The organism is Marinobacter caseinilyticus (genome assembly GCF_011074955.1).
GTDB lineage: Bacteria > Pseudomonadota > Gammaproteobacteria > Pseudomonadales > Oleiphilaceae > Marinobacter > Marinobacter caseinilyticus.
In genome coordinates, this window is the sequence record NZ_WUQJ01000023.1 from 30,953 (window position 1) to 50,821 (window position 19,869).

A 19,869-nucleotide genomic window follows, 5' to 3' on the forward strand; every position below is an offset into this window, starting at 1 on the left:
CTCCTCGGATATAGATATTGACCATTTGTTTAGTACCTCGGTTACATGTAACACTTTCATTACTGACTGAACCTCTTGAATACAGAGTCGGTTGCACTTTTTCCGATTCTTCACCCATTATTTCCCAACAACCTGTTCTTGAAACCACAAAATTTGGCATTTCCAACACTTTCGGATGACATAGGCCGGGAGCCATTGCCTTTCAAGATGGCCTCTTATAAACAAAAGCGAACATTCGCACCGCACTTAATCCGAACCTGTTTGACTGCCTCAGACTGAAGGGATCCCTCCTTCCGAAAGCTCCGGAACTCATCTCACACCTGGGTTTCTTTGATGACATAGGTCTACAAGGATGCCTGTAGGTTTTATGGGTGGCAGATAATGAAGAACACATCAAAGCCGTAAATTCTTGCGGTTTAATTTGCACAGCATTGCACACTTTTAATATATCAACACTGTAGGTCACTGTTCTTGATAGAAAATATCCAGACCTCTGGACTTAACTTGCAGAAACGTGCACAAATAGGCCGCGTGCAAACTTTTTACAGAGCTCAGGTTCGCAGAATCGTGGAAAGGCAGCTAGCATCCCTATGAAATGAATCGGAAATTCGTACGGTGAGTGCGCCGAAAGTGTACTTACAGGTTATTCGTGGAACTGTAACTGAAGCAAAAGTTGCTGATGGATACACCTAGGTACACAACAGGTGCACTTCTGGTCGACTTTGGATAAGCCACAGTGCCAAGCCCCGTATGCTCCAAAAAAGGCTCAAACTTGAAACCTGTTCCGTTCTAATTCAAGACGCTGACTGGAGTCCCTTTCCATTGTTGATACTCAGGCAAGGCCAGAGGCCTTGAGTAGTAGAAGCCCTGAGCCAGGTCCGCTCCCAGATCGGTGACTATCCTCTCTTGTTGCTCTGTCTCAATGCCCTCTACAGTTACCTCAAGTTTTAATGCCTTGGCCATATGTATCATGGATTCCATGATCGTTCGGGCTTCTGAGCTGGCCTCCAGGTTGTGGACAAAAGCCCGGTCGATCTTCAAGCCCGAAAGCGGCAGGTGGATCAGGTACTGAAATGAAGAATATCCTGTGCCAAAATCGTCCAGGCTGACCTTAAAACCTTGGTCGCGTAGACGTCCAACGGCCTCTTTTGCTTGTTCCGGGTCCTGAATCAGTGCGCCCTCCGTAATTTCTATCTCAAGAAATTCCGGGGTTACTCCGTATGAAGAAACCAGTCTCCCAAGATCGTTTATTAACGCGAGATTCATCAAGTTGTTAACCGCGAAGTTGACGCTAACCGGCAAAAGGCTCTCCGACTTGATATTTTCGCAAGCTCTCGCGACCACGAAACGCGTCACAGGGTCTATCAGTGTCGTACTTTCCACCTTGGGCATGAATAGCCCAGGCATAACCATTTTTTTTTCATGGTTGAACCATCGAAGCAATGCTTCTGAACCAACGTGTTGGCCGGTCCGCAGACATACCTTGGGCTGGTAGAATAACTGAAACTCCTGATTGGCCAATCCGTCGCGGACCCGAGCTATAAGTTGTACCCGTTCAGCGGTTTTTTGATCGAACATCGGATCGTAACGCCGGTAGGGAACATTATTCTCGATTGCTACCGACAAACCGGTTCGCGCGCGGTTGATCACAATTTCTGCATTCTGATCGTTTTCTCTAATAAGGTAGCTCCCGGCAACAATTTGAACGCGCAGTGAAATCCCCTTTACGATTGTTTCTTCTTCACCAATCTTCTGAGCCACTTCAAAAATAAAACCGACCTCTTCCTGACAACCAATTTCCTCCCGAGATGCAACGGCGAATAAGATGGCCAACTCCGATTTGCTGAATCGGTATAGTTGGTGAGGTATTTTGATGTTTTGACTGATGCGTTTGGCCAGGTCACTGACCATTTTTTCAGCCGTCTCGGCACCCATCGATTGCAGAATTTCCCACAGGTCCTGCATTCTGACCAGTAATATCGCGGATGGGGGCGACTTATTCCGACTTGTGTTTTTAAGCGACCTTTCAAGATCCTGGATAAGGGCCGCTTGTGTCCTAAGTCCGGTTTTGGAGTCGATTTCAAGCGCGTGAAGCCGGCGTTGATTGGCCTGCCTCAAACTTTTGAAAAGCCCTGCTGAAAAAACACCGATCAGCAGGAAAAATGCGATCCGCACCAGCCAGTTTTCTGTTGACTGATAAGTGTCGGTTGCGACGTCCAGAGGCATCCACGGGCCAAGAAGGAGCCCTGCCAATGTCGAGCTCATGACTGCTCCAGGTAATCCAAACCATACGGCTGATAACAATACCGGTAGCAGGATTACATAAGGGTACGCATAGCCTGTGCCTCCGGTGAGGTACACAACCCAGGCCCCAGAGGCCATAAAAGCGATGATTGTGAACAGCCTGCAAATTAATATCGAGAATTTCGACAATTGTGGCCATCTCTGCGAGCGCCATATGTTTTCGAAGTTAGGACGGGAGCTACTCCTCTCTCTACTCATTTGGCTGCCTTTGAATAAACAAGTTTTTACAGTTTCTGGATATTAAATTCACTTTCAATCATGTGACCAATAGCCTGTGATTTCAGCTACCTTCGTGGCCAATCGAAACCAACCCCTGTCAGCGTAGTTCAAAAAAGAACCATTATTGTGTAATGAAATATTACAAAACTGGTTGCCAAGAAACTTGAGCGTTGTTTTGGATCTAGGGAAATATCAGATGTCCCTCTGGCTCGGGCAAACAAATGCACGGATATTAGGTCTTGCCCAACGACTGTGAGCTTCCCCAACGCGCCCATTCTGTAAGGTTTCTCGGGTGAATGAACCAACAAGTTGTATGGCGAGGTACCTAGATACAGTGCCCGCCATCATTTTGCCGGGCTTGGCACATCTCAATAATACTTTCTTCAAGTTGCACCTTGGCCGTCAGTCTTTAATATAGAGGAATGCTGAAAGAGAGGTCCTGGAAATTTGAGTTCTGAAATTGCTGTGACTAAGCTCAAATCACACATTTTAGCCAGATGTAGGGATTCTGAACTTGGAGTTACAGGAGTTGCTTTATGGCCGACGTACAGAAAATCATTTTCTCACCACTTAACGGGCTATGGATGACAGGAGCCGGTCGCAGCAATGTTACTCGCCTAAGTAGAACAGTTTCCCCTTTCAATCCTAGTCTGCCATACGCTCCAGCACCTGACGCAGCTTCCCAATAACGCATACCAAATAGGCCAAGCTTACGCCCGCGACCTTCACCAAACTACTACAATCCACTAAGGAACCACCATGGTTTTTCCTTCCAAGTCTATGTCCATTTTAGTCGTTGAGGACATTGCCGCGATGCGGAAAATGGTGAAAGACAGCCTTCGCTTGATGGGGTTGAACAATGTTTCTCTGGCTGAAAACGGTGAACAGGCATTAACCCTATTGGCTACCGAACGAGTCGACTTAATTATTTCTGATAGCAACATGCCAAAAATGAATGGCATGGAATTACTGAAAATAATTCGGAAAACTCCGGCTTGGCGCAGCATTCCTTTTATGATGGTGACGGCTGAAAGTGACAGGACGTTGGTCAGTGAAGCTATCGAGGAGGGTGTCACCCAGTTCCTTATTAAGCCCTTTACCTACTCAGATCTCCAGAATCGGGTCAATAAAATTACCAATCAGATGAAACCCTCTGGCCGTGCAGAAATCAGCGCAACTGCGGTAGAGAGTCATGAAACTCCTAATGAAGTGTTTGGACATGATTTTGGCAACGCCTCGATAATGCTGGTGGGCGATCTAGCGACGGACAAAGCCGTGGCCCCTATTTTAGAGCGGGTTCATGAGATCCGATCGGCAATCAGTGGGGAGCATGCCTGGGAGATGGTTCACAATCTTGCGGTGCCAGACCTCATCCTGATGGAGGTGGCGCTGCCAGACACATCTGGGTATGACTTCTGCCAACGGCTAAAAAGCGACCCCGCCACCGCGGCCATACCGGTTATATTTCTCACCGCACATGCAACGTCCAAGGAGATTACTCGGGGATTCAAGGCGGGCTGCGTGGATTACATCACCAAACCGGCTGATCCAATGGTGCTTCAAGCACGCGTCGCGACACATATCCAAATCCGCCACGCAAAAGAAGACCTGCGCAACCACATTGATACTCTGCTGGAAAATGCCCGGCTGCGAGAGGATGTTGAATGTATGACACGCCACGACATTAAAAGTCCGTTGTCCGCCATCATCTCCACCGCCGACGCTCTATTGCAGAATGGACCATGGACCAAACATGTCGCGGGCGCCTTGGAAACCATGCGAGACGCTGGTTTTGACGCCCTCAATATGGTGAACCGAACCCTTGATCTCTATAAAATGGAGACTGGTGCCTATCGGTTCGAGCCAATGCCTGTGGATTTGGTCAAATTAGCAAAACGGGTCATTCGGGAGATGAAGAGCGAAGCGGATCAAAAGCAGGTCCGTTTATCGCTGCGGCCAAGCTCGAACTGTCTTTGTCTCGGGGAGGAAAGCCTGTGCCTTTCCTTGTTGAGAAATTTACTTAAGAATGCTGTTGAAGCCTCGCCACCGGGCGATATCGTTTACATTATATTGAACAAAAAAACTAAAATTAATCTGATGATCCATAATAAAGGGACCATCCCTGACAGCCTAAAGGACACTTTTTTCGACAAATACACAACCGCTAATAAGGCACAGGGAACGGGCTTGGGGACCTATTCCGCCAAATTGATGACTGAGGTACAGGGAGGGAAAATACGCTTTATGTCTAATTTCAAGAAAGGGACCGTCCTACACGTGGTACTGGAGCCCGCCATCACCGACCAGGACCAGCAACAACTGGCTTCATAAGCACCGTCCTGAAAGTCAGGTAGCTGCGAAGAGCCAAATGGCCAAAGGCGTGGTGAGAATTCCATTGGAATTAGACCCGGTAATGGAGCAATTCGCTCGGCAGTCAGCCGGTTTTGGGGGCGGGCTCGGTTTTAAAACGGTGGACAACTTTCTGTCCTGGTAATCCCTCCGCTTTTGGCGGGGCTACATTCAACCAGTCAAAGCAACGCCATTGTAGTGGTTCAATGATTCCGGAGACCAACGTAGGTGGTAATATCGCCACCATAAGCGAGGTGTTCGATGACCGGAAAACGACGTTCCTTTACTCCTGAAACTCCGAATTTCAGAGTGCCCAAACCCGACTAAACCCTATTGTGTGATCTTAGTCACAGCAATTTCAGAACTCAAATTTCTGAAGCGGTGTATAAATATACTTTGATTGTGTAGAGCTCTAGCCGTGATTAGTTGACCACTACAGTTATCATAATAAAAGAATGGCGAATACGTCACACACTACCTTGATGTTTTCCGCGAAGCGGGCCAACATCAATTCTTTATGAATTCGAAATAAGAGTAAATCACCCCTAGCTTTCTGATTTTATTCACTAAATTCAATCGCTGCAATGACTTGATCAGCTTTTATAGATTGTTGACAACCCTGATCAGAGATTTAATTGTGTTGAATATCTGCCCTGTATATGCTTAGCTTTCAGCCTTGCTTTAATTGTGAGAAGTTCAGGATAAAAGCGCATTTAGCTTTGGCAAGGAGGTCTAATGTCCAAAGTTTCCACAGGTCTTCCGGGACTGGACACCATATTGAAAGGGGGCTTGCTACCGGAGGCCTCCTACCTCATTAGGGGCAGGCCCGGCATGGGCAAAACCACACTGGGACTTCATTTTCTCAGTGCGGCGTCTGAAGGTGAGCCAGCCTTGTTCATCGGCTTTCAAGAATCGGATACGCAAGTTCGCCGCAATGCCAACACCATAGGACTGGACGTTTCAGGTCTTCATTTTCTGAGCTTGAGCCCTGATGAGCACTTTTTTTCGCAGGCCGAAAAATACGATGTGTTCGCATCTTCAGATGTCGAGCATGCACCCCTGTCGGGCGCTATTGTTGAGGCCGTTGAGCGGCTAAAGCCAAAGCGCGTGTTTATTGACTCATTAACGCAGTTCCGGTTTTTGTCTGCTGACGTCTTCCAGTATCGCAAAGAAGTTCTTTCTCTCATCAGTTTTCTGACATCACGTGGGGTAACGGTTCTGTTTACCTCCGAGCACAGCCCGTCCACGCCGGATGATGATCTTCAGTTTCTTGCTGACGGGGTGATTGCACTTCGCCAAGAAGATCTGGGGCAAGAAATCTGTGTCGAAAAGTTCCGCGGCTCCGGCTTTTTCAGCGGCTGTCACCAGATGCGCAATGGTCGCTATGGCATTGAGATCTTTCCCCGACCGATCCCACCAAAGGAAGAGATAAGTGAAGGGCGGTTTACCGCCTTCTCCACGGGCCTTCCAGAGCTGGATCAATTGCTTGGCGGCGGCCTTGAAATGGGTACGATTACTATGATAAGCGGGCCGTCGGGCATTGGGAAGTCGACCCTAAGCAGTTGCATCGCCACCGAGACGGCTCACAATCTGGGTCATACGGCTGTCTATCTGTTCGAGGAAGAAATATCGTCTTATCTTCACCGTGCACAGAAATTAGACATTGAAGTTGGAATGGCGCTGGAGCGGGGGACGTTATCCGTAGATCAAATCGAGCCGCTTCGTTATCTTGCCGATGAATTTGCATCGATTGTCTACCAGGATGTTCTTGAAAGCGGGACAAAAATGGTGGTGTTTGACAGTACCGCCGGGTTCGAATTAACGCTCAGCGAGGGAGCGCTCAAAGATCGCCTGCATGCGCTGTCCAAGAGCCTGTCTCGGATGAATATTTCAGTCCTGTTGATCAATGAGACCTCCGGCCGGTTTGGTGACAACGGCTTGTCAGAAAAGGGCATAAGCTATCTGTCTGACAACGTAATCAACCTTTGGCACGGTCGAGGTGTCGATGGAGATCAAGCCCACTTGCAGGTGTCAAAGAAGCGTCTGAGTAATTGTGACAAAACACCTCACATCTACCGGGTTGGCCCCCATAAAGTAAACATCGTACCACTGGACTCCTGAAAAGGCTGGGGGTTGTCCTTGCGGTGGCGCTCCCATGATTGCACAAGTGTGCCCTGTCGACGGCGACCACTAAGAGAGCTAAAATGCAATGGAAAGCTCGAAGATCGCTAATATAAGGTTAATGAAGCAGCCCAACGTTGGTGCCAACAACGACGATCAGCGATCGGCGTGGCCTGTAGGCACCCGTAATCCAAGAGCGCTGCTCGCGGTCAGCAACCAGGGCAATCGTCTCCGGCTGAAAGAGCAGTTTCAGCCTGCTTACGAAATAATCGACCCCCATAGTGCACAATATGAGGCACTGCGATTTGACATTGCCATTGTTGACGTCACTGGTCTCAAACGTTGGCATACCTCCATCCAGGAAGCCAAGTTTCGGGACGAGCCAACATTCCTACCTGTCATCCTTATTTTATCAGCAGTCGAATTGAAGCAACGGCTTCATTACCTGTGGGACCTGGTGGATGAATTTATTGTTACGCCGATTGACCGCTTGGAATTGTCAGAGCGTGTGGGTATGTTGATGCGCGCCCGACATCTTGCACTGACCCAGCAAGAACAACTAGCATTTTTGGTGACCCATGATCGCATCACAAAGCTGCCGAACAAGCAGAAGCTCGCCGAGCGACTGACAGAGACGATTAACGATGCGTCGGTTCTTAAGCAGACTGTCCGTCTGGTCGTGATCAAACTGGATTTGAGAAAAGTTCTGGATTCACTCGGCCATCAAGCCCTAGATGAAATTGCTGTGGTGTTCTCGGACCGCTTACAAACGTTAATGGACAGTCGCTATTTTACCGCCCGTCTGACTACTGACACCTGGAGTGTTACTCCCCCCCCGGAACAGTCTCTTGAAGCATTGATGGACTTCTGCCAGCGGGTGCAATCATTGACTCAAAAGCACCTGATAGTGCTGGGTGAAAAAATTCACATTGAGCTGTCGGTGGCGGTCGGGGCGTATCCGGATGATGCATCCGATGCATCACACCTTATGGACTGTGCGATAAACGCGCTGGGCATTGGGGGTGGGGGGTACCCAATATTTTACTCACGTACTCTGCAGCATGATGCATTGCGGTTCATCAGAACAGAGGCCAGACTTAGAGGTGCGGTCGGCAAAAATCAGTTTGAATTGTGGTATCAACCCAAAGTCGACTTGAAAGCTCTATCGGTAACGAATGTAGAAGCGCTGGTCCGGTGGAGGTTGCCGGGAGGAGCGTTGGTGCCCCCAGGCGAATTTTTATCCGTCGCCGAAGCTACCGGGCTCATTGTCGACGTAGATCGCTGGGTTCTCGACCAGGCGTGCGCTGATATCAAAGCATGGCGTGCAGATGGAGTTGGTATTCAGTGTGTTGCCATCAACATTACACCAGCAGACTTGAAGCAAGATGATTTTGTGGACGGCATATGCAGAAAGTTAGCAGAGTTTGGCCTGCCTCCCGAGGCCTTGGAACTTGAACTGACCGAATCCATGTTTATGGAATGCGAAGCATCGAATTTGGACAAACTGAATCAGCTGAGAGCACTTGGGATTGAGATTGCAATTGATGATTTTGGCACGGGTTATTCGTCCCTGAGTTATCTCCACAAGTTACCCGTCAGCGTTCTGAAAATTGATCAAAGTTTTGTTCGCGACATACTAACTGATGACAACAGTGCCGCCATTACTAAAACTGTAATCTGGCTTGCGAAAAACTTTAATCTCAGGATAGTTGCCGAAGGCGTTGAAACTGAAGAACAGGCGGAGTATCTGAGAGAAAATGAGGTGGATGTGGCACAGGGTTATTTTTACGCTAGACCAATGCCAGAAAGCCAATTACGAGAATGGCTAATAAACTGGAAGCCTTGAACCACTACAACACCCAGAATTGCACTATGCCTTATTGGAGTTTACAAATAGATCTAACATCTGGGCCTGGAACATTAGCCGTAGAAATGGTGCCCCTTGCACGCTCAATTCCTACTGCTCTGCGCATATTTAGCTCCACTTAGGTCTCAACGCCCTCAGCCAGGAGATTGATGCCTCCGTAACCCAGTGAGCGTCCCGCCGACGGAAAATGCGGATTCAATCTGAACGACAAGCGTCGAGTGACTCTGAACCGAACGCTGCTTTTAAGAGGCAGCGGTTAACTCTGTGTTGATCAGGCTCTAATCAAGATCATTTGCCAGCAGCCGCGCGCCATTAATTCACAATAGTTTGCTAAAGGGCTGCTCTGCTTTACCTAGGTTTGATGGAACTGTACCTGTTGGTATTTCGCCAGATATTCCCAGGGCGTCAGGTCTTCCAGTGAATCGTGGGGACGTTCATCGTTGTATTCCGTCATCCAGGATTCCGTTCGTTGCCGGACTTTGGTGAGATTCCGGAAGACATACATGTTTAGAATCTCGTCCCGGTAAGTTCGATTGAAGCGCTCGACATAGGAGTTCTGGGTAGGCGTTCCCGGTTTAATGAATTCCAGTGCAATGCCATGTTGTTCAGCCCAGTCTGCCAGGGCAATGGAGATGAACTCAGGGCCGTTATCCATCCGTAATTTGGCGGGGTAGCCTCGCCAGGCGGTGATGCGTTCCAGTTCCCGAATGATCCTCGGGGCCGGTAGATTCAGATCCACCTCAATCGCCAGGGCCTCCCGGTTAAAGTCGTCCACCACATTGAACGTCCGGAAGCGGCGACCACAGAACAGACTGTCGCTCATAAAATCCATGGACCAGCAGAGATTAGCGGTTGCTGGCACGGTCAAGGGCTCCGGATGTCTGGTGGGAAGCCGCTTCTTGCCCCTTCGACGCATATTCAGGTTGAGCGCACAATACAGCCGGTGCACCCGTTTGTGGTTCCAGCCATGCCCCCATCGCCTCAATACCTTGAACAGTTTGCTGAATCCGTAAGCCGGATAACGTTCAGCGGCGCTCTGAAGCGCTGCAATCACGGCGGTATCTCTCGACGTATCCGGTCGGTAGCGATACGCAGAGTCACTGATGCCAGCGATTCGGCAGGCCCGGCGGGTGCTGGTGCCATGAGCCTGCTTGAGGTAATCCACCAGTTCTCGACGAACGGCCGGCTTTACAGCTTTTTTCGATGACGTCTTTCAGCAGCTTATGGTCCAGGCTCAGCTCGGCGTACATCTGCTTCAGACGTCGGTTTTCCTCTTCAAGCTCTTTGAGCCGCTTCACATCAGAGGCTTCCATACCGCCGTATTTGGACTTCCAGTTGTAGTAGGTCGCGTCGGAGATGCCGTACTCCCGACACACCTCCTTGACCAGTCTGCCGCCTTCAACCTCTTTCAGAATCTTGACGATCTGGGACTCGCTGTACCGTGACTTCTTCATGTCGCTCTCCGTTTGCCTCATTGTAGGACGGAGAACTCTAATTACGCATGCACCGATTTTAGGGGATGGTTACAAACGCCTTGGAATATATCGGCGGACTTTACGAGATCGAACGAGAAACCAAAGACCTGCCGCCGGATAAGCGGCGGGAAATCCGGCAAACCAGAGCCAAACTACTTGCTGACGCTCTGCGTCAGTGGATGCTGGCGCACCGCCAGACAGTGCCGAATGGCTCCAGCACGGCCAAAGCCCTGGATTACAGCCTCACACGTTGGACAGCGTTTACGCGCTACCTGGACGATGGCGCTGTGCCCATCGATAACAACTGGGTGGAAAACCAGATCCGGTCCTGGGCGTTAGGCCGTTCCAACTGGCTGTTCGCAGGTTCACTACGGACGGGCCGCGTGCCGATGCGATCATGACACTGATCCAGTCAGCCATGCTGAATGGGCCTGATTCGTATGCCTATCTGAAGGATGTGCTGACCCGTCTGCCGACGCAGAAGAATAACGCCATAGACCAGCTGTTGCCCCTCAACTGGAAGCTGGACGAATCTAACGAGAATTAGTCTTAAATGGTAGAGGGAATCATCCTGTAATCCCAAATCCTTTATGCTTTCAAAAGGACGATAGGTTTAGGAGCTAATCCTTTAGCCTCCTGTTCATATGCCTCCTTCATGTAACGACGCAATGAGCGGGCAAGCAATACTGTCCGGCTGTGCGTGGCATTGACTGACCATTTCGCTCAGAGCCTTCTCGATTTTTACGAGCCTTTCGATCTTTTCGCGCACATCCTTCAGCTTGTGCTCGGCGAGCGCACTGGCTTCTTCACAGTGGGTGCCATCTTCCAGTCGCAAAAGATCGCCGATCTCGTCGAGACTGAAACCCAGCTGCTTCGCCGCTTTCACAAACGTCAGCCTATCAATATCGGCGTGACCATAGCGTCGAATACCACCTGGAGGCCGCTTGGGTTCCGATAACAGACCACGCTGCTGGTAATAGCGGATCGTCTCGACATTTACGTTGGCCGCCTTGGCCAAGCCGCCAATGGTCCATGAATTGGCTTTAACCGACATAATGCTTGACTCCGTAGTTGACTACGGAAGTAACCTTATCTGATCAAGTCCATGGATAACAGGTGTAAGCGTCATGTCGAAGTTTAAATCTAAATCAGGAGGTGCTTCTCTTGCTGTTGGGGGGATGGCTGGACTTCTCGCCTCTGCGTGTTGTCTCGGGCCATTGGTATTTATCACTTTGGGCGTTTCCGGTGCTTGGATCGGCAACCTGGCAGCTTTGGAATCCTATCGACCGCTTTTCATTGGCGCGGCGATAGTCGCAATATTTTTTGCCTGGCGACGTATTTATCGCCCTATCGAGCAGTGCGAACCCGGAGAAACCTGTGCCATTCCGCAAGTGCGACAAAGCTATAAAGTGATTTTTTGGGCAGTTACGGCACTGATACTGATCGCTTTAGTTTTCCCCTACGTCTTGCCTCTTTTTTATTGAAAGGAGATTTCCCAATGCATACCCGGTTTGTTCTTGCCTTGTTCCTCGCCTTGCTTAGCATGCCAGCTTGGTCCGCCAATCAAAGAGTGACGCTCTCGGTAACTGTGTAGTGGTCAACTAATCCCGGACAGTGTTTTAAGGTTTTCCTCAGCCGCAACGGGTGAACTGCCATCGTTGAATGCGTGAGGGCGATATTACCACCTACGTTGGTGTCCGGAATCATTGAACCACTACAATGGTCATTCCTGCTCAAACGCCCGAGGGTGCATTCGCCCTAATACCGCTTTCCTATCATCATCAACACCTGTACTTTTATAGCGTTTACTGTGACGGCGTCAGGCGTCTACTATTCTAGTGTCTTGTCATGATTCGTTTAGCGCACCTGGATTCGCCGAGTCGCCCGGTTTCATTCTCGCTCGGGCTGTGCCCGCTTTAAAGCCTTGCGAATCTGAGGCAAAGACGATTGAATCTTTGTTTTTACTGCTGCAGGACTATCCGTATAAATGGATGCTTTGGCTGAAGCTTTTCGACTGATTTTTTCGCTCGACGCAGATTTATTCGAAATCCTTCTGCTGTCCATTCGTGTCAGCCTCGTCGCTCTTGGCATTTCCGCAGTCATTGGCTTACCCCTTGGCACCTATCTGGCGATCACGAAATTTCCGGGACGCAAATTCTGCACCCTTCTGCTAAACGCCCTGATGGGGATGCCCCCGGTGGTCGTGGGATTGATGGTGTATTTGCTGCTGTCACGATCCGGTCCGCTGGGGTGGATGGGGCTGCTGTACACGCCCTCTGCCATGATCATCGCGCAAGTGGTGCTGATTACCCCGATTATCGCGGCGCTGTCGAATCAGGTGATTGAAAATCTATATCAGGAATACAGCGATACGTTTTACTCGATGGGCGTCACCGGGCGACGGGCGATTTTGGCCTATTTGGTGGATGCGCGTTACGCGTTGACGACCTGCATTTTGGCGGGTTTCGGTCGGGCCATTGCGGAGGTTGGTGCGGTGATCATCGTGGGGGGCAATATTGATCACCTGACCCGTGTCATGACAACCGCCATCGCGCTGGAAACATCGAAGGGCAATCTGGCCCTTGCCTTGGGTCTGGGTGCGGTGTTGTTCGTGCTGTCGTTGCTGGTCAACGCACTGGTGATCGGTGTGCGTGAATATGCTGCGAAGCGCCAGTATGCCTAATTCACTCTTGCCGATTCGTATCAATGACCTGCGCCTGGTCAAGGGCAACCGGGCGGTGCTGGGTGGGCTGGACCTGGTGATTGAGGAATCTGGCATTACTGTCATTATGGGCCCAAACGGTGCCGGCAAGAGCTTGCTCCTCCGTTGTTTGCATGGATTGATTACTCCGGATTGCGGAGCAATCACACTGGGCTCTCTGGCGGTGGCCAACAGTCGCGACGAACAGGCCATGGTTTTCCAACACCCGGTGCTGCTGCGTCGGACTGTATTACAGAATTTAGCCTTTGCGGCCCCCGAGATCGCGAAATCCGCCCCCCGGCATTTGGTTCAAGCGCTAGAGTCTGTCAACTTGGCTGACCGGGCCGATCAACCGGCGCGGATGTTGTCCGGCGGAGAGCAACAACGACTGGCCCTGGCGCGAGCCCTGTTGAGTAAGCCTGCGTTATTGATATTGGATGAGGCGACGGCTAGTCTGGATCCCGCATCGGTCCTACTGATTGAGTCCCTGGTCAAAACCCAAAGCGCCATGGGGACCAAGGTTATTCTGGTCAGTCACGATCAGGGTCAGGCAAGACGTTTGGCCGATGAGATCGTATTTATTTCCAATGGGCAGGTAGCTGAGCAGAGTTCCGCGAAACAATTTTTTACCACGCCCCAAACCCCAGTGGCTAAAGCTTATTTAGCCGGTGAAATTCTGTTTTAGAGGACAGCTATGAAACACCTCATCACCTTCATTGCGTTTGCTCTGAGCACTCACGCCCTGGCCGATACGATCATCGTTCAGTCCACCACCTCAACCCAGAATAGTGGCCTGTATGACTATCTTTTACCGATTCTGAAAAAGGAGACCGGTCTTCAGGTCAATGTAGTCGCTGTGGGCACGGGACAGGCGATCAAAAATGCCATGCGCTGTGATGGCGATGTGCTTTTGGTACACGCCAAGTCGGCCGAAGAGAAATTTGTCGCTGACGGCTATGGTGGCTACCGCCGCGACCTGATGTACAACGACTTTGTCATCGTCGGACCCAAAGCCGATCCGGCAAATCTCGCAGGCGCCCGTGACGTCATTGACGCTCTGCAGAGAATCAAGCAAGCCGGAGCCAAATTTGCCTCACGCGGTGATGATTCGGGAACTCACAAAAAAGAGCGCTCATTATGGCAGGCGGCAGCCATCGACCCTGAGGCCGGATCCGGTCAGTGGTACCTCGAAACCGGCAGCGGCATGGGCGCAACTCTTAATACCGGGTTGGGCCTCGGCGCCTATGTGTTGACTGACAGAGCCACCTGGATTTCATTTGCCAACAAACAAGACAGCATTCTTTTATTTGAGGGAGAGCCCGCCCTGTTTAACCAGTACGGTGTCGTTCCCGTCAATGTGGGTAAGTGCCCGAACGTGAACCAGGCGGCGGCTGAGACCTTTACACAGTGGTTGTTGTCCAATACCGGACAAGCCGCTATTGGCGCCTACCAGGTTGAAGGCAAGCAGCTATTTTTTCCGAACGCCCACTAACTGAACAGATACAATTGAGCTGAATGAACGTAATTTTGCGACGGCTTTGAGTCTCGCAAATACCCTAACCGGGCTACAATAATAATGATGATAGAAACCCTGCTACCCAACCCGAACGACCCTCGGCTGTCCCGCAGCGTTGAGGGCATTGATGAAACCGGTCAATCGAAGTCGATCAGCGTGATCGAAGAACGCCCTCTGACCATCTACCTGAACAGTCAGGAGATCGTCACGGCAATGACCATCGGCGATCACCCGGAGTATCTGGCACTCGGTTTCCTCCTGAATCAAGGGATGCTGAAAGCGACCGACCAAGTCACCAAGATTGACTTCGACGAAGAGCTGGAAGTTGCTGTGGTCCGCACCGCTGGTGTCACGGATGTGGAGGACAAACTGGAAAAGAAAACCCGGACCTCCGGCTGCGCCGTTGGCACGGTGTTTGGTGACATGATGGCGGGGCTTGAGGGGCTGGCATTACCGGACACACCGGTACACACCAGTACCTTTTACGATCTCTCCTATCAGATTAATCACACGCCCAGCCTGTACATGGAAACCGGTGCCATTCATGGCACGGCCCTGTGTCAGGGGCTTGAAGTCCTGGCCTATATGGAGGATGTCGGGCGTCACAATGCCGTCGACAAGATCGCAGGCTGGATGCACTTAAACGGCGTCCCGGCGGCCGATAAGGTCCTCTACACCACGGGCCGCCTAACGTCCGAAATGGTGATCAAGACGGCCTTGATGGGCATCCCAACCCTCATCAGCCGGTCAGGCTTTACTGCCTGGGGCGTCGATATTGCCCGACAGGTCGGGTTGACGTTGATCGGACGAATGCGAGGCAAGAAATTCACCTGCCTCAGCGGCCAGCACCGCCTGGTCTACGATCAGGACTTGTCGCAGGTGCCCGATGAAGACAAGAAACTGCGTCGCAAAGGCGCTCGGCATGATTGAAGGAGCTTCAGCATGATTGACGGAGGCGGAGCATGACTGAGTGCGCGGTCATTCTGGCCGGTGGCCAGGCAAACCGAATGGGCGGTGGTGACAAGGGACGATTGATGCTGGGCGGACAGTCTTTGATCCAGCGTGTCATCGATCGAATCACGCCGCAAGTCGACGCCGTGGTGTTGAACGCCAATGGTAATTTGAGTCGGTTTGATGATTTGGGTCTGCCCGTGGTGGCCGACTCTATCGGCGATTTTCCGGGCCCGCTGGCGGGTGTGCTGGCGGGCATGGACTGGGCGGCCGAACAGGGGCATGAATGGCTGATCAGCGTCGCCGCCGATACCCCGTCGTTCCCCTGGAATCTGGCTGCACGATTGGCCGAGCATGATACCCCGGTGGTATTGGCGGCCACCCCGGATCCCGAGCGCGGCCGACTGCCCCAGCCAACCTTTGGCCGCTGGCAGGTTGCGTTGCGGCATGACCTGCGAGGCGCGTTGAACGACGGCGTCCGCAAGATTCGGCAATGGACCCAGGCCCAGGGCGAGTCGCTGGTCCTGTTCGGTCCCGATGACTTTTTTAATATCAACACGCCGAAGGATCTGGCCTGGGCGGAGCATCATCTGAAGTGAACGTTATCGGCATTGTAGGTTGGAAAAATTGCGGAAAAACCACCCTGGCCAGCGCGCTGATTCGTAAGCTGTCCAGCCGGGGCTTTACGGTAAACTCCATAAAACACGCCCATCACGGGGTGGATGTGGACCAGCCCGGCACCGACAGCTATCGTCATCGTGATGCCGGCGCCCGGGAAGTCATTCTGGCGGGTGGCCAGCGTTTCGCCATCATGCACGAGCTGCACGACGGTGATGAGCCGACCATGAGTGAGTTGCTGGCCCGACTGTCCCCCTGCGACTGGGTCGTGGTGGAGGGCTTTAAAACCCATTCACACCCCAAGATTGAAGTGCACAGGCGGGAATGCTCGCGCACGCCCCTTCACCAGGAAGACGCCAGCATTATTGCCGTGGCATCGGACTATGCCTCGGAGTTTTCGGGCCCCTGCTTTGACTTGAACGATGTATCCGGAATTGCTGACTTTATTCTGAGCCTTAAACCGCCATTAGCGGGAGAATCATGAGCGCACTTCGCAATGACTGTTTTGCCCTGCCGCCCGGGGTGAACTGGACACCGGTCAATGAGGCCCTTGAACGGCTGCGTTGCAGGCTGCATCCCGTGGTGGGTGTGGATCACGCAGTGCCATTGTCGCAGTTGAATGGCCGGATACTGGCGAGCGATGTGCATGCGCCCCGCGCTCACCCCCCCAGCAGCAATTCTGCGGTCGATGGCTATGCATTTGCCGGGCCTTTAACCGAGGTGCCTTGCGCCCTGTCTCTGGTTGATGGCCGCAGTGCCGCCGGCGAGCCTTACCTGGGACATGTGCCTGAGGGCCATGCTATCCGGATCCTGACCGGCGCAGTGATGCCGGCCGGAACGGATACGGTGGTCCTGGAAGAGGACTGCGAAGTCATCGACGGACAGTTGCGTTTGAACGGCACCTTAAAAGCGGGCGCCAACGCACGCAAAGCCGGTGAGGACATCAAGGCACGGGATCGGATCCTCGCGGCGGCCACCCGTCTGACGCCGACCCAGATTTCCGTCCTCGCCAGCGTTGGGGTCGCGTCGGTGGATGTGTATCGGCGACTACGCGTCGGCGTTCTGTCCACGGGCGATGAAGTGAAGCCGGTTGGCTCAGTGGTCACCGACTGGCAAATCTACGACGCGAATCGTCCGATGCTCGGTGCTCTTGTGACGCAGCTCGGCTACGAGCTGGTCGATTTGGGCCATGTACTGGACCGGGCCGAAGACGTCAAAGCCGCGTTAGAGCGTGGGGCTGAGCAGTGCGATTTGATTCTCACCAGTGGCGGTGTCTCTGCAGGAGACGAGGATCATGTGTCGAAAACCCTGAAAACCCATGGTGACATCAGCAACTGGCGCATCGCGATCAAGCCGGGCCGCCCCCTGGCGCTGGCCATGTTCCGGGGAACGCCTGTGGTGGGTTTGCCAGGAAACCCGGTGGCCGCCTGGGTCTGTACGTTGCGTTTTGGCGCACCGGCGATGGCACTGCTGGCAGGGGGTGAGTGGTTCGAACCCCAGGGCTATGTCATGCCCGCTAATTTTTCGAAGAACAAGAAACCGGGGCGCGGAGAGATGTTGCGCGCCCGGGTCCGTGACGGGAAGGTTGAAGTCTTTGGCTCTGAGGGATCGGGCCGGGTAACTGGCCTGGCCTGGTCCGAGGGTTTGGTGGAACTGGACGAAAGCGCCCAGCAGATCGAGCCGGGGACGCCCGTGCGGTTTATCCCCTACGGCAGCTTCGGCCTGTAATCAATCAACGCTGCCATGCACCGCAAAGGCCTCTAGCGAGGCATCTTGCGGAGCCCGGGAGCGATAGGTTTCCTCAACACCTAACTCGGTCAGTGTGCGGCTGACCATCAGCAAGGTGTTCTCCTCGAAGTCCTCACACATATTGCGCATCTGGTCGATTTCTTCGCAGGCGACCGGAAAGGCGGCGTCAATATCCGGCGCACCGTAACGCTCGATAAAGATTTGCGCCAGGGTTTGGCGCAGCTGCGCCAATTCGGTTTCGGTGATGTTGCAGACGCCCACAAAACTGGCGCGGCCGCCCGATTCCACACTGTACCAACCGTTCGTAAAAGCCTGACGGGCCTTACCCTTCAGATCCGCTTCGGTCCAATTGGAGAATTCAAATCCGCCCGAGATGGCCCATTCGCCGCTTGGGGCCGGCGTTTCGAACACATTCTCATCGGACACATCCAGTCGCAGGGTTCTGGCCAGTTTCATAGGTGCTCCGCAAATTCAATCAAACTCACTGTCTCGGTCATGACACCCTGACGCAATAGCATCCGGCCTTTTTCATCCAGTCCGACAAAGACACCAGACTTTGGCTGGTTTATCACTTCACCCAGAGTGTCACAGCGTGGCCGCCACTCTTTGTGCACCCGTGCGAATCCACTGTCCATTAAATAGGTCAGCCACAGCAGGGTATGTTTGGACCAGCTTTCCAGCAGTGCCATGGACGTAATCTCGACACAACCTTCTTCGTGCAGACAGGTTCGATTCGGGTTTTCGCCCGGCTCGTCGCTCAAATTCATGAAGGGCACATCAATGCCAATGACCAGCCAGTTAGGATAAGCCAGGGGGTCTGACACATCCGCTGCAAAGCGAACACCACCGCAGACCGCACCGTTGACCTTAATGCGGTCGGGCCATTGGAAATGCACGGGCACTTCGGGTGGGGCCAATGCGCCGAGACTCTCTGCCAGGCCTATCTGGGCAACATAGACCGCCTGAATCGCCTCTTCCAAAGGCGTTTCCGGCGCCAACACCAAGGCTGCGCGCAAGACGTCAATCGCCTCGGAGTAAAAAATCGTGCCTGAATCGACCCCTGCGATGGCCCGACTGACGGCCTTATCGAAGGGGTCCATATGTTTGGGCACCACTTCGCCCGAAAACAGCGGCGGGAATTGGGGTGATTCGATCATTGGATGGCTCGGGCATAAAAGTCAGAGACCATGATTTCATCAGCGATCCGCTGGAAAGCCTTCGCCTGCGGGCTGTCCGGCTTTGACACCACAATCGGAACGCCGCCGTCCGAGCCGATACGAATATCCAGATCGAGGGGGATTTCACCCAGGAAGGGGGCGCCAAGCTTTGCTGCCTCCGCCCGGGCACCACCGGATCCAAAGGGGTGGTGCTCTTTACCGCAACCGTCGCAGACAAAGGATGCCATGTTTTCGATCAAGCCAAAGAGCGGCACTTCCATCCGGTTGAACATGTCGATGCCTTTGCGCGCGTCCATCAGTGCAATGTCCTGGGGTGTCGAGACCACCACAGCGCCCGCAACAAAGAACTTCTGACTCAGGGTCATTTGGACGTCACCGGTGCCCGGGGGAAGATCCACCAGCAGCACGTCCAGCCTGCCCCAGTCCACCTGGTTCATCATCTGCTCCAGGGCGCCCATCAGCATAGGCCCCCGCCAGATAATGGCTTCATCATCCGGGGTCATCAGACCCAGGGACATCAGGGTCACGCCATGATTGCGCAGGGGCAATATGGTATGGCCGTCGGGGCTGGACGGGCGACCTGAGACGCCCAGCATGCGGGGCTGACTCGGGCCGTAGACGTCGGCGTCCAACAGGCCCACTTTCAGACCTTTCGAGGCCAGCGCAACCGCCAGGTTGGACGCCACGGTGGACTTGCCGACGCCGCCTTTGCCCGAGGCAATGGCGATAATGCGATCAATCCCCTTCGGGTTTTTGTCTTGCGGCCGGGGCGCGTCGGTACCAATCAGGTTGGGTTGTCCTGCATCAACGTATTGAACCAT

17 protein-coding genes and 1 pseudogene are annotated in these 19,869 nt (G+C 52.7%); 12 read left to right on the forward strand and 6 right to left on the reverse strand.

What is annotated here, in order from left to right; translation table 11 throughout:
- Nucleotides 1-789 precede the first annotated feature (789 nt).
- Nucleotides 790-2,265, reverse strand: a complete 1,476-nt coding sequence (locus GRX64_RS11865) for a bifunctional diguanylate cyclase/phosphodiesterase (RefSeq protein WP_166267456.1) — start codon at nt 2,263-2,265, stop codon at nt 790-792.
- Between the two features lie 1,017 nt (nt 2,266-3,282).
- Between GRX64_RS11865 and GRX64_RS11870 the strand changes: the two genes are divergently transcribed.
- The 3 genes from GRX64_RS11870 (at nt 3,283) to GRX64_RS11880 (ending at nt 8,839) form a co-directional block, all read left to right on the forward strand.
- Nucleotides 3,283-4,854, forward strand: a complete 1,572-nt coding sequence (locus GRX64_RS11870; RefSeq protein ID WP_166267458.1) for an ATP-binding response regulator — start codon at nt 3,283-3,285, stop codon at nt 4,852-4,854.
- Between the two features lie 753 nt (nt 4,855-5,607).
- Nucleotides 5,608-6,993 (forward strand): ATPase domain-containing protein, encoded by a 1,386-nt coding sequence (locus GRX64_RS11875; RefSeq protein WP_166267460.1) that lies wholly within the window; start codon nt 5,608-5,610, stop codon nt 6,991-6,993.
- A gap of 88 nt (nt 6,994-7,081) precedes the next feature.
- Nucleotides 7,082-8,839 (forward strand): putative bifunctional diguanylate cyclase/phosphodiesterase, encoded by a 1,758-nt coding sequence (locus GRX64_RS11880; RefSeq protein WP_166267462.1) that lies wholly within the window; start codon nt 7,082-7,084, stop codon nt 8,837-8,839.
- 373 nt (nt 8,840-9,212) lie between these two features.
- Here GRX64_RS11880 and GRX64_RS11885 read toward each other — a convergent pair.
- Nucleotides 9,213-10,314 (reverse strand): IS3 family transposase gene (locus GRX64_RS11885; protein ID WP_166267464.1). Its coding sequence is split into 2 segments (ribosomal slippage): nt 9,213-10,062 and nt 10,061-10,314, totalling 1,104 coding nucleotides; the frame shifts between segments, so codons are not numbered across the junction.
- Between the two features lie 77 nt (nt 10,315-10,391).
- Between GRX64_RS11885 and GRX64_RS11890 the strand changes: the two are divergent.
- Nucleotides 10,392-10,882 (forward strand): annotated as a pseudogene (locus GRX64_RS11890) (IS66 family transposase); the annotation flags it as partial.
- A gap of 93 nt (nt 10,883-10,975) precedes the next feature.
- Here the strand turns inward: GRX64_RS11890 and merR are convergent.
- Nucleotides 10,976-11,389: a mercury resistance transcriptional regulator MerR gene (gene merR / locus GRX64_RS11895; protein WP_166267466.1), complete on the reverse strand. Its 414-nt coding sequence runs from the start codon at nt 11,387-11,389 to the stop codon at nt 10,976-10,978.
- Between the two features lie 73 nt (nt 11,390-11,462).
- On the opposite strand from merR, the gene merT reads away from it, so the two are divergent.
- The 8 genes from merT (at nt 11,463) to GRX64_RS11935 (ending at nt 17,849) form a co-directional block, all read left to right on the forward strand.
- Nucleotides 11,463-11,819 (forward strand): mercuric ion transporter MerT, encoded by a 357-nt coding sequence (gene merT, locus GRX64_RS11900; protein ID WP_166267468.1) that lies wholly within the window; start codon nt 11,463-11,465, stop codon nt 11,817-11,819.
- A 503-nt stretch (nt 11,820-12,322) separates the two neighbouring features.
- Nucleotides 12,323-13,018 (forward strand): ABC transporter permease, encoded by a 696-nt coding sequence (locus GRX64_RS11905; RefSeq protein WP_166267470.1) that lies wholly within the window; start codon nt 12,323-12,325, stop codon nt 13,016-13,018.
- Nucleotides 13,011-13,721 carry an ATP-binding cassette domain-containing protein gene (locus GRX64_RS11910; protein WP_207308791.1) on the forward strand — a complete coding sequence of 237 codons (711 nt, stop codon included), beginning with the start codon at nt 13,011-13,013 and terminating at the stop codon, nt 13,719-13,721. The genes GRX64_RS11905 and GRX64_RS11910 overlap by 8 nt, the downstream gene beginning before the upstream one ends.
- Before the next feature lie 9 nt (nt 13,722-13,730).
- Nucleotides 13,731-14,528, forward strand: coding sequence for an ABC transporter substrate-binding protein (locus tag GRX64_RS11915; protein WP_166267472.1), 798 nt, complete (start codon nt 13,731-13,733; stop codon nt 14,526-14,528).
- An 84-nt stretch (nt 14,529-14,612) separates the two neighbouring features.
- Nucleotides 14,613-15,482, forward strand: a complete 870-nt coding sequence (locus GRX64_RS11920; RefSeq protein ID WP_166267474.1) for a formate dehydrogenase accessory sulfurtransferase FdhD — start codon at nt 14,613-14,615, stop codon at nt 15,480-15,482.
- Nucleotides 15,483-15,514: 32 nt separating this feature from the next.
- The gene (gene mobA, locus GRX64_RS11925) at nt 15,515-16,102 is read left to right on the forward strand and encodes a molybdenum cofactor guanylyltransferase MobA (RefSeq protein ID WP_166267476.1); all 588 of its coding nucleotides are present in this window, start codon (nt 15,515-15,517) and stop codon (nt 16,100-16,102) included.
- Nucleotides 16,099-16,605, forward strand: a complete 507-nt coding sequence (gene mobB / locus GRX64_RS11930; RefSeq protein ID WP_166267478.1) for a molybdopterin-guanine dinucleotide biosynthesis protein B — start codon at nt 16,099-16,101, stop codon at nt 16,603-16,605. Before mobA ends, mobB begins: the two co-directional genes overlap by 4 nt.
- Nucleotides 16,602-17,849, forward strand: a complete 1,248-nt coding sequence (locus tag GRX64_RS11935; protein WP_166267480.1) for a molybdopterin-binding protein — start codon at nt 16,602-16,604, stop codon at nt 17,847-17,849. Before mobB ends, GRX64_RS11935 begins: the two co-directional genes overlap by 4 nt.
- Here the strand turns inward: GRX64_RS11935 and GRX64_RS11940 are convergent, their stop codons facing one another.
- Genes GRX64_RS11940 through GRX64_RS11950 form a run of 3 tightly spaced genes read right to left on the reverse strand, consistent with a single transcriptional unit; the run spans nt 17,850 to nt 19,869 of the window.
- A complete protein-coding gene (locus GRX64_RS11940; protein ID WP_166267482.1) occupies nt 17,850-18,326 on the reverse strand; it encodes a DUF6505 family protein in 477 nt (158 codons plus the stop codon).
- Nucleotides 18,323-19,027 carry a biotin/lipoate--protein ligase family protein gene (locus tag GRX64_RS11945; protein ID WP_166267484.1) on the reverse strand — a complete coding sequence of 235 codons (705 nt, stop codon included), beginning with the start codon at nt 19,025-19,027 and terminating at the stop codon, nt 18,323-18,325. Before GRX64_RS11945 ends, GRX64_RS11940 begins: the two co-directional genes overlap by 4 nt.
- Nucleotides 19,024-19,869 (reverse strand): Mrp/NBP35 family ATP-binding protein, encoded by an 846-nt coding sequence (locus GRX64_RS11950; protein WP_166267486.1) that lies wholly within the window; start codon nt 19,867-19,869, stop codon nt 19,024-19,026. The genes GRX64_RS11945 and GRX64_RS11950 overlap by 4 nt, the downstream gene beginning before the upstream one ends.

Excerpts from the sequence above, each read along its gene's own strand:
- GRX64_RS11875 (WP_166267460.1), top strand. The coding sequence starts at position 5,608 with ATGTCCAAAGTTTCCACAGGTCTTCCGGGACTGGACACCATATTGAAA.
- GRX64_RS11945 (WP_166267484.1), bottom strand. The coding sequence starts at position 19,027 with ATGATCGAATCACCCCAATTCCCGCCGCTGTTTTCGGGCGAAGTGGTG.
- GRX64_RS11915 (WP_166267472.1), top strand. The coding sequence starts at position 13,731 with ATGAAACACCTCATCACCTTCATTGCGTTTGCTCTGAGCACTCACGCC.
- GRX64_RS11910 (WP_207308791.1), top strand. The coding sequence starts at position 13,011 with ATGCCTAATTCACTCTTGCCGATTCGTATCAATGACCTGCGCCTGGTC.
- GRX64_RS11880 (WP_166267462.1), top strand. The coding sequence starts at position 7,082 with ATGGAAAGCTCGAAGATCGCTAATATAAGGTTAATGAAGCAGCCCAAC.
- GRX64_RS11905 (WP_166267470.1), top strand. The coding sequence starts at position 12,323 with ATGGATGCTTTGGCTGAAGCTTTTCGACTGATTTTTTCGCTCGACGCA.
- GRX64_RS11950 (WP_166267486.1), bottom strand. The coding sequence starts at position 19,869 with ATGGTTCAATACGTTGATGCAGGACAACCCAACCTGATTGGTACCGAC.
- GRX64_RS11935 (WP_166267480.1), top strand. The coding sequence starts at position 16,602 with ATGAGCGCACTTCGCAATGACTGTTTTGCCCTGCCGCCCGGGGTGAAC.
- merT (WP_166267468.1), top strand. The coding sequence starts at position 11,463 with ATGTCGAAGTTTAAATCTAAATCAGGAGGTGCTTCTCTTGCTGTTGGG.
- mobA (WP_166267476.1), top strand. The coding sequence starts at position 15,515 with ATGACTGAGTGCGCGGTCATTCTGGCCGGTGGCCAGGCAAACCGAATG.
- GRX64_RS11920 (WP_166267474.1), top strand. The coding sequence starts at position 14,613 with ATGATGATAGAAACCCTGCTACCCAACCCGAACGACCCTCGGCTGTCC.
- GRX64_RS11865 (WP_166267456.1), bottom strand. The coding sequence starts at position 2,265 with ATGAGCTCGACATTGGCAGGGCTCCTTCTTGGCCCGTGGATGCCTCTG.
- GRX64_RS11870 (WP_166267458.1), top strand. The coding sequence starts at position 3,283 with ATGGTTTTTCCTTCCAAGTCTATGTCCATTTTAGTCGTTGAGGACATT.
- GRX64_RS11940 (WP_166267482.1), bottom strand. The coding sequence starts at position 18,326 with ATGAAACTGGCCAGAACCCTGCGACTGGATGTGTCCGATGAGAATGTG.
- merR (WP_166267466.1), bottom strand. The coding sequence starts at position 11,389 with ATGTCGGTTAAAGCCAATTCATGGACCATTGGCGGCTTGGCCAAGGCG.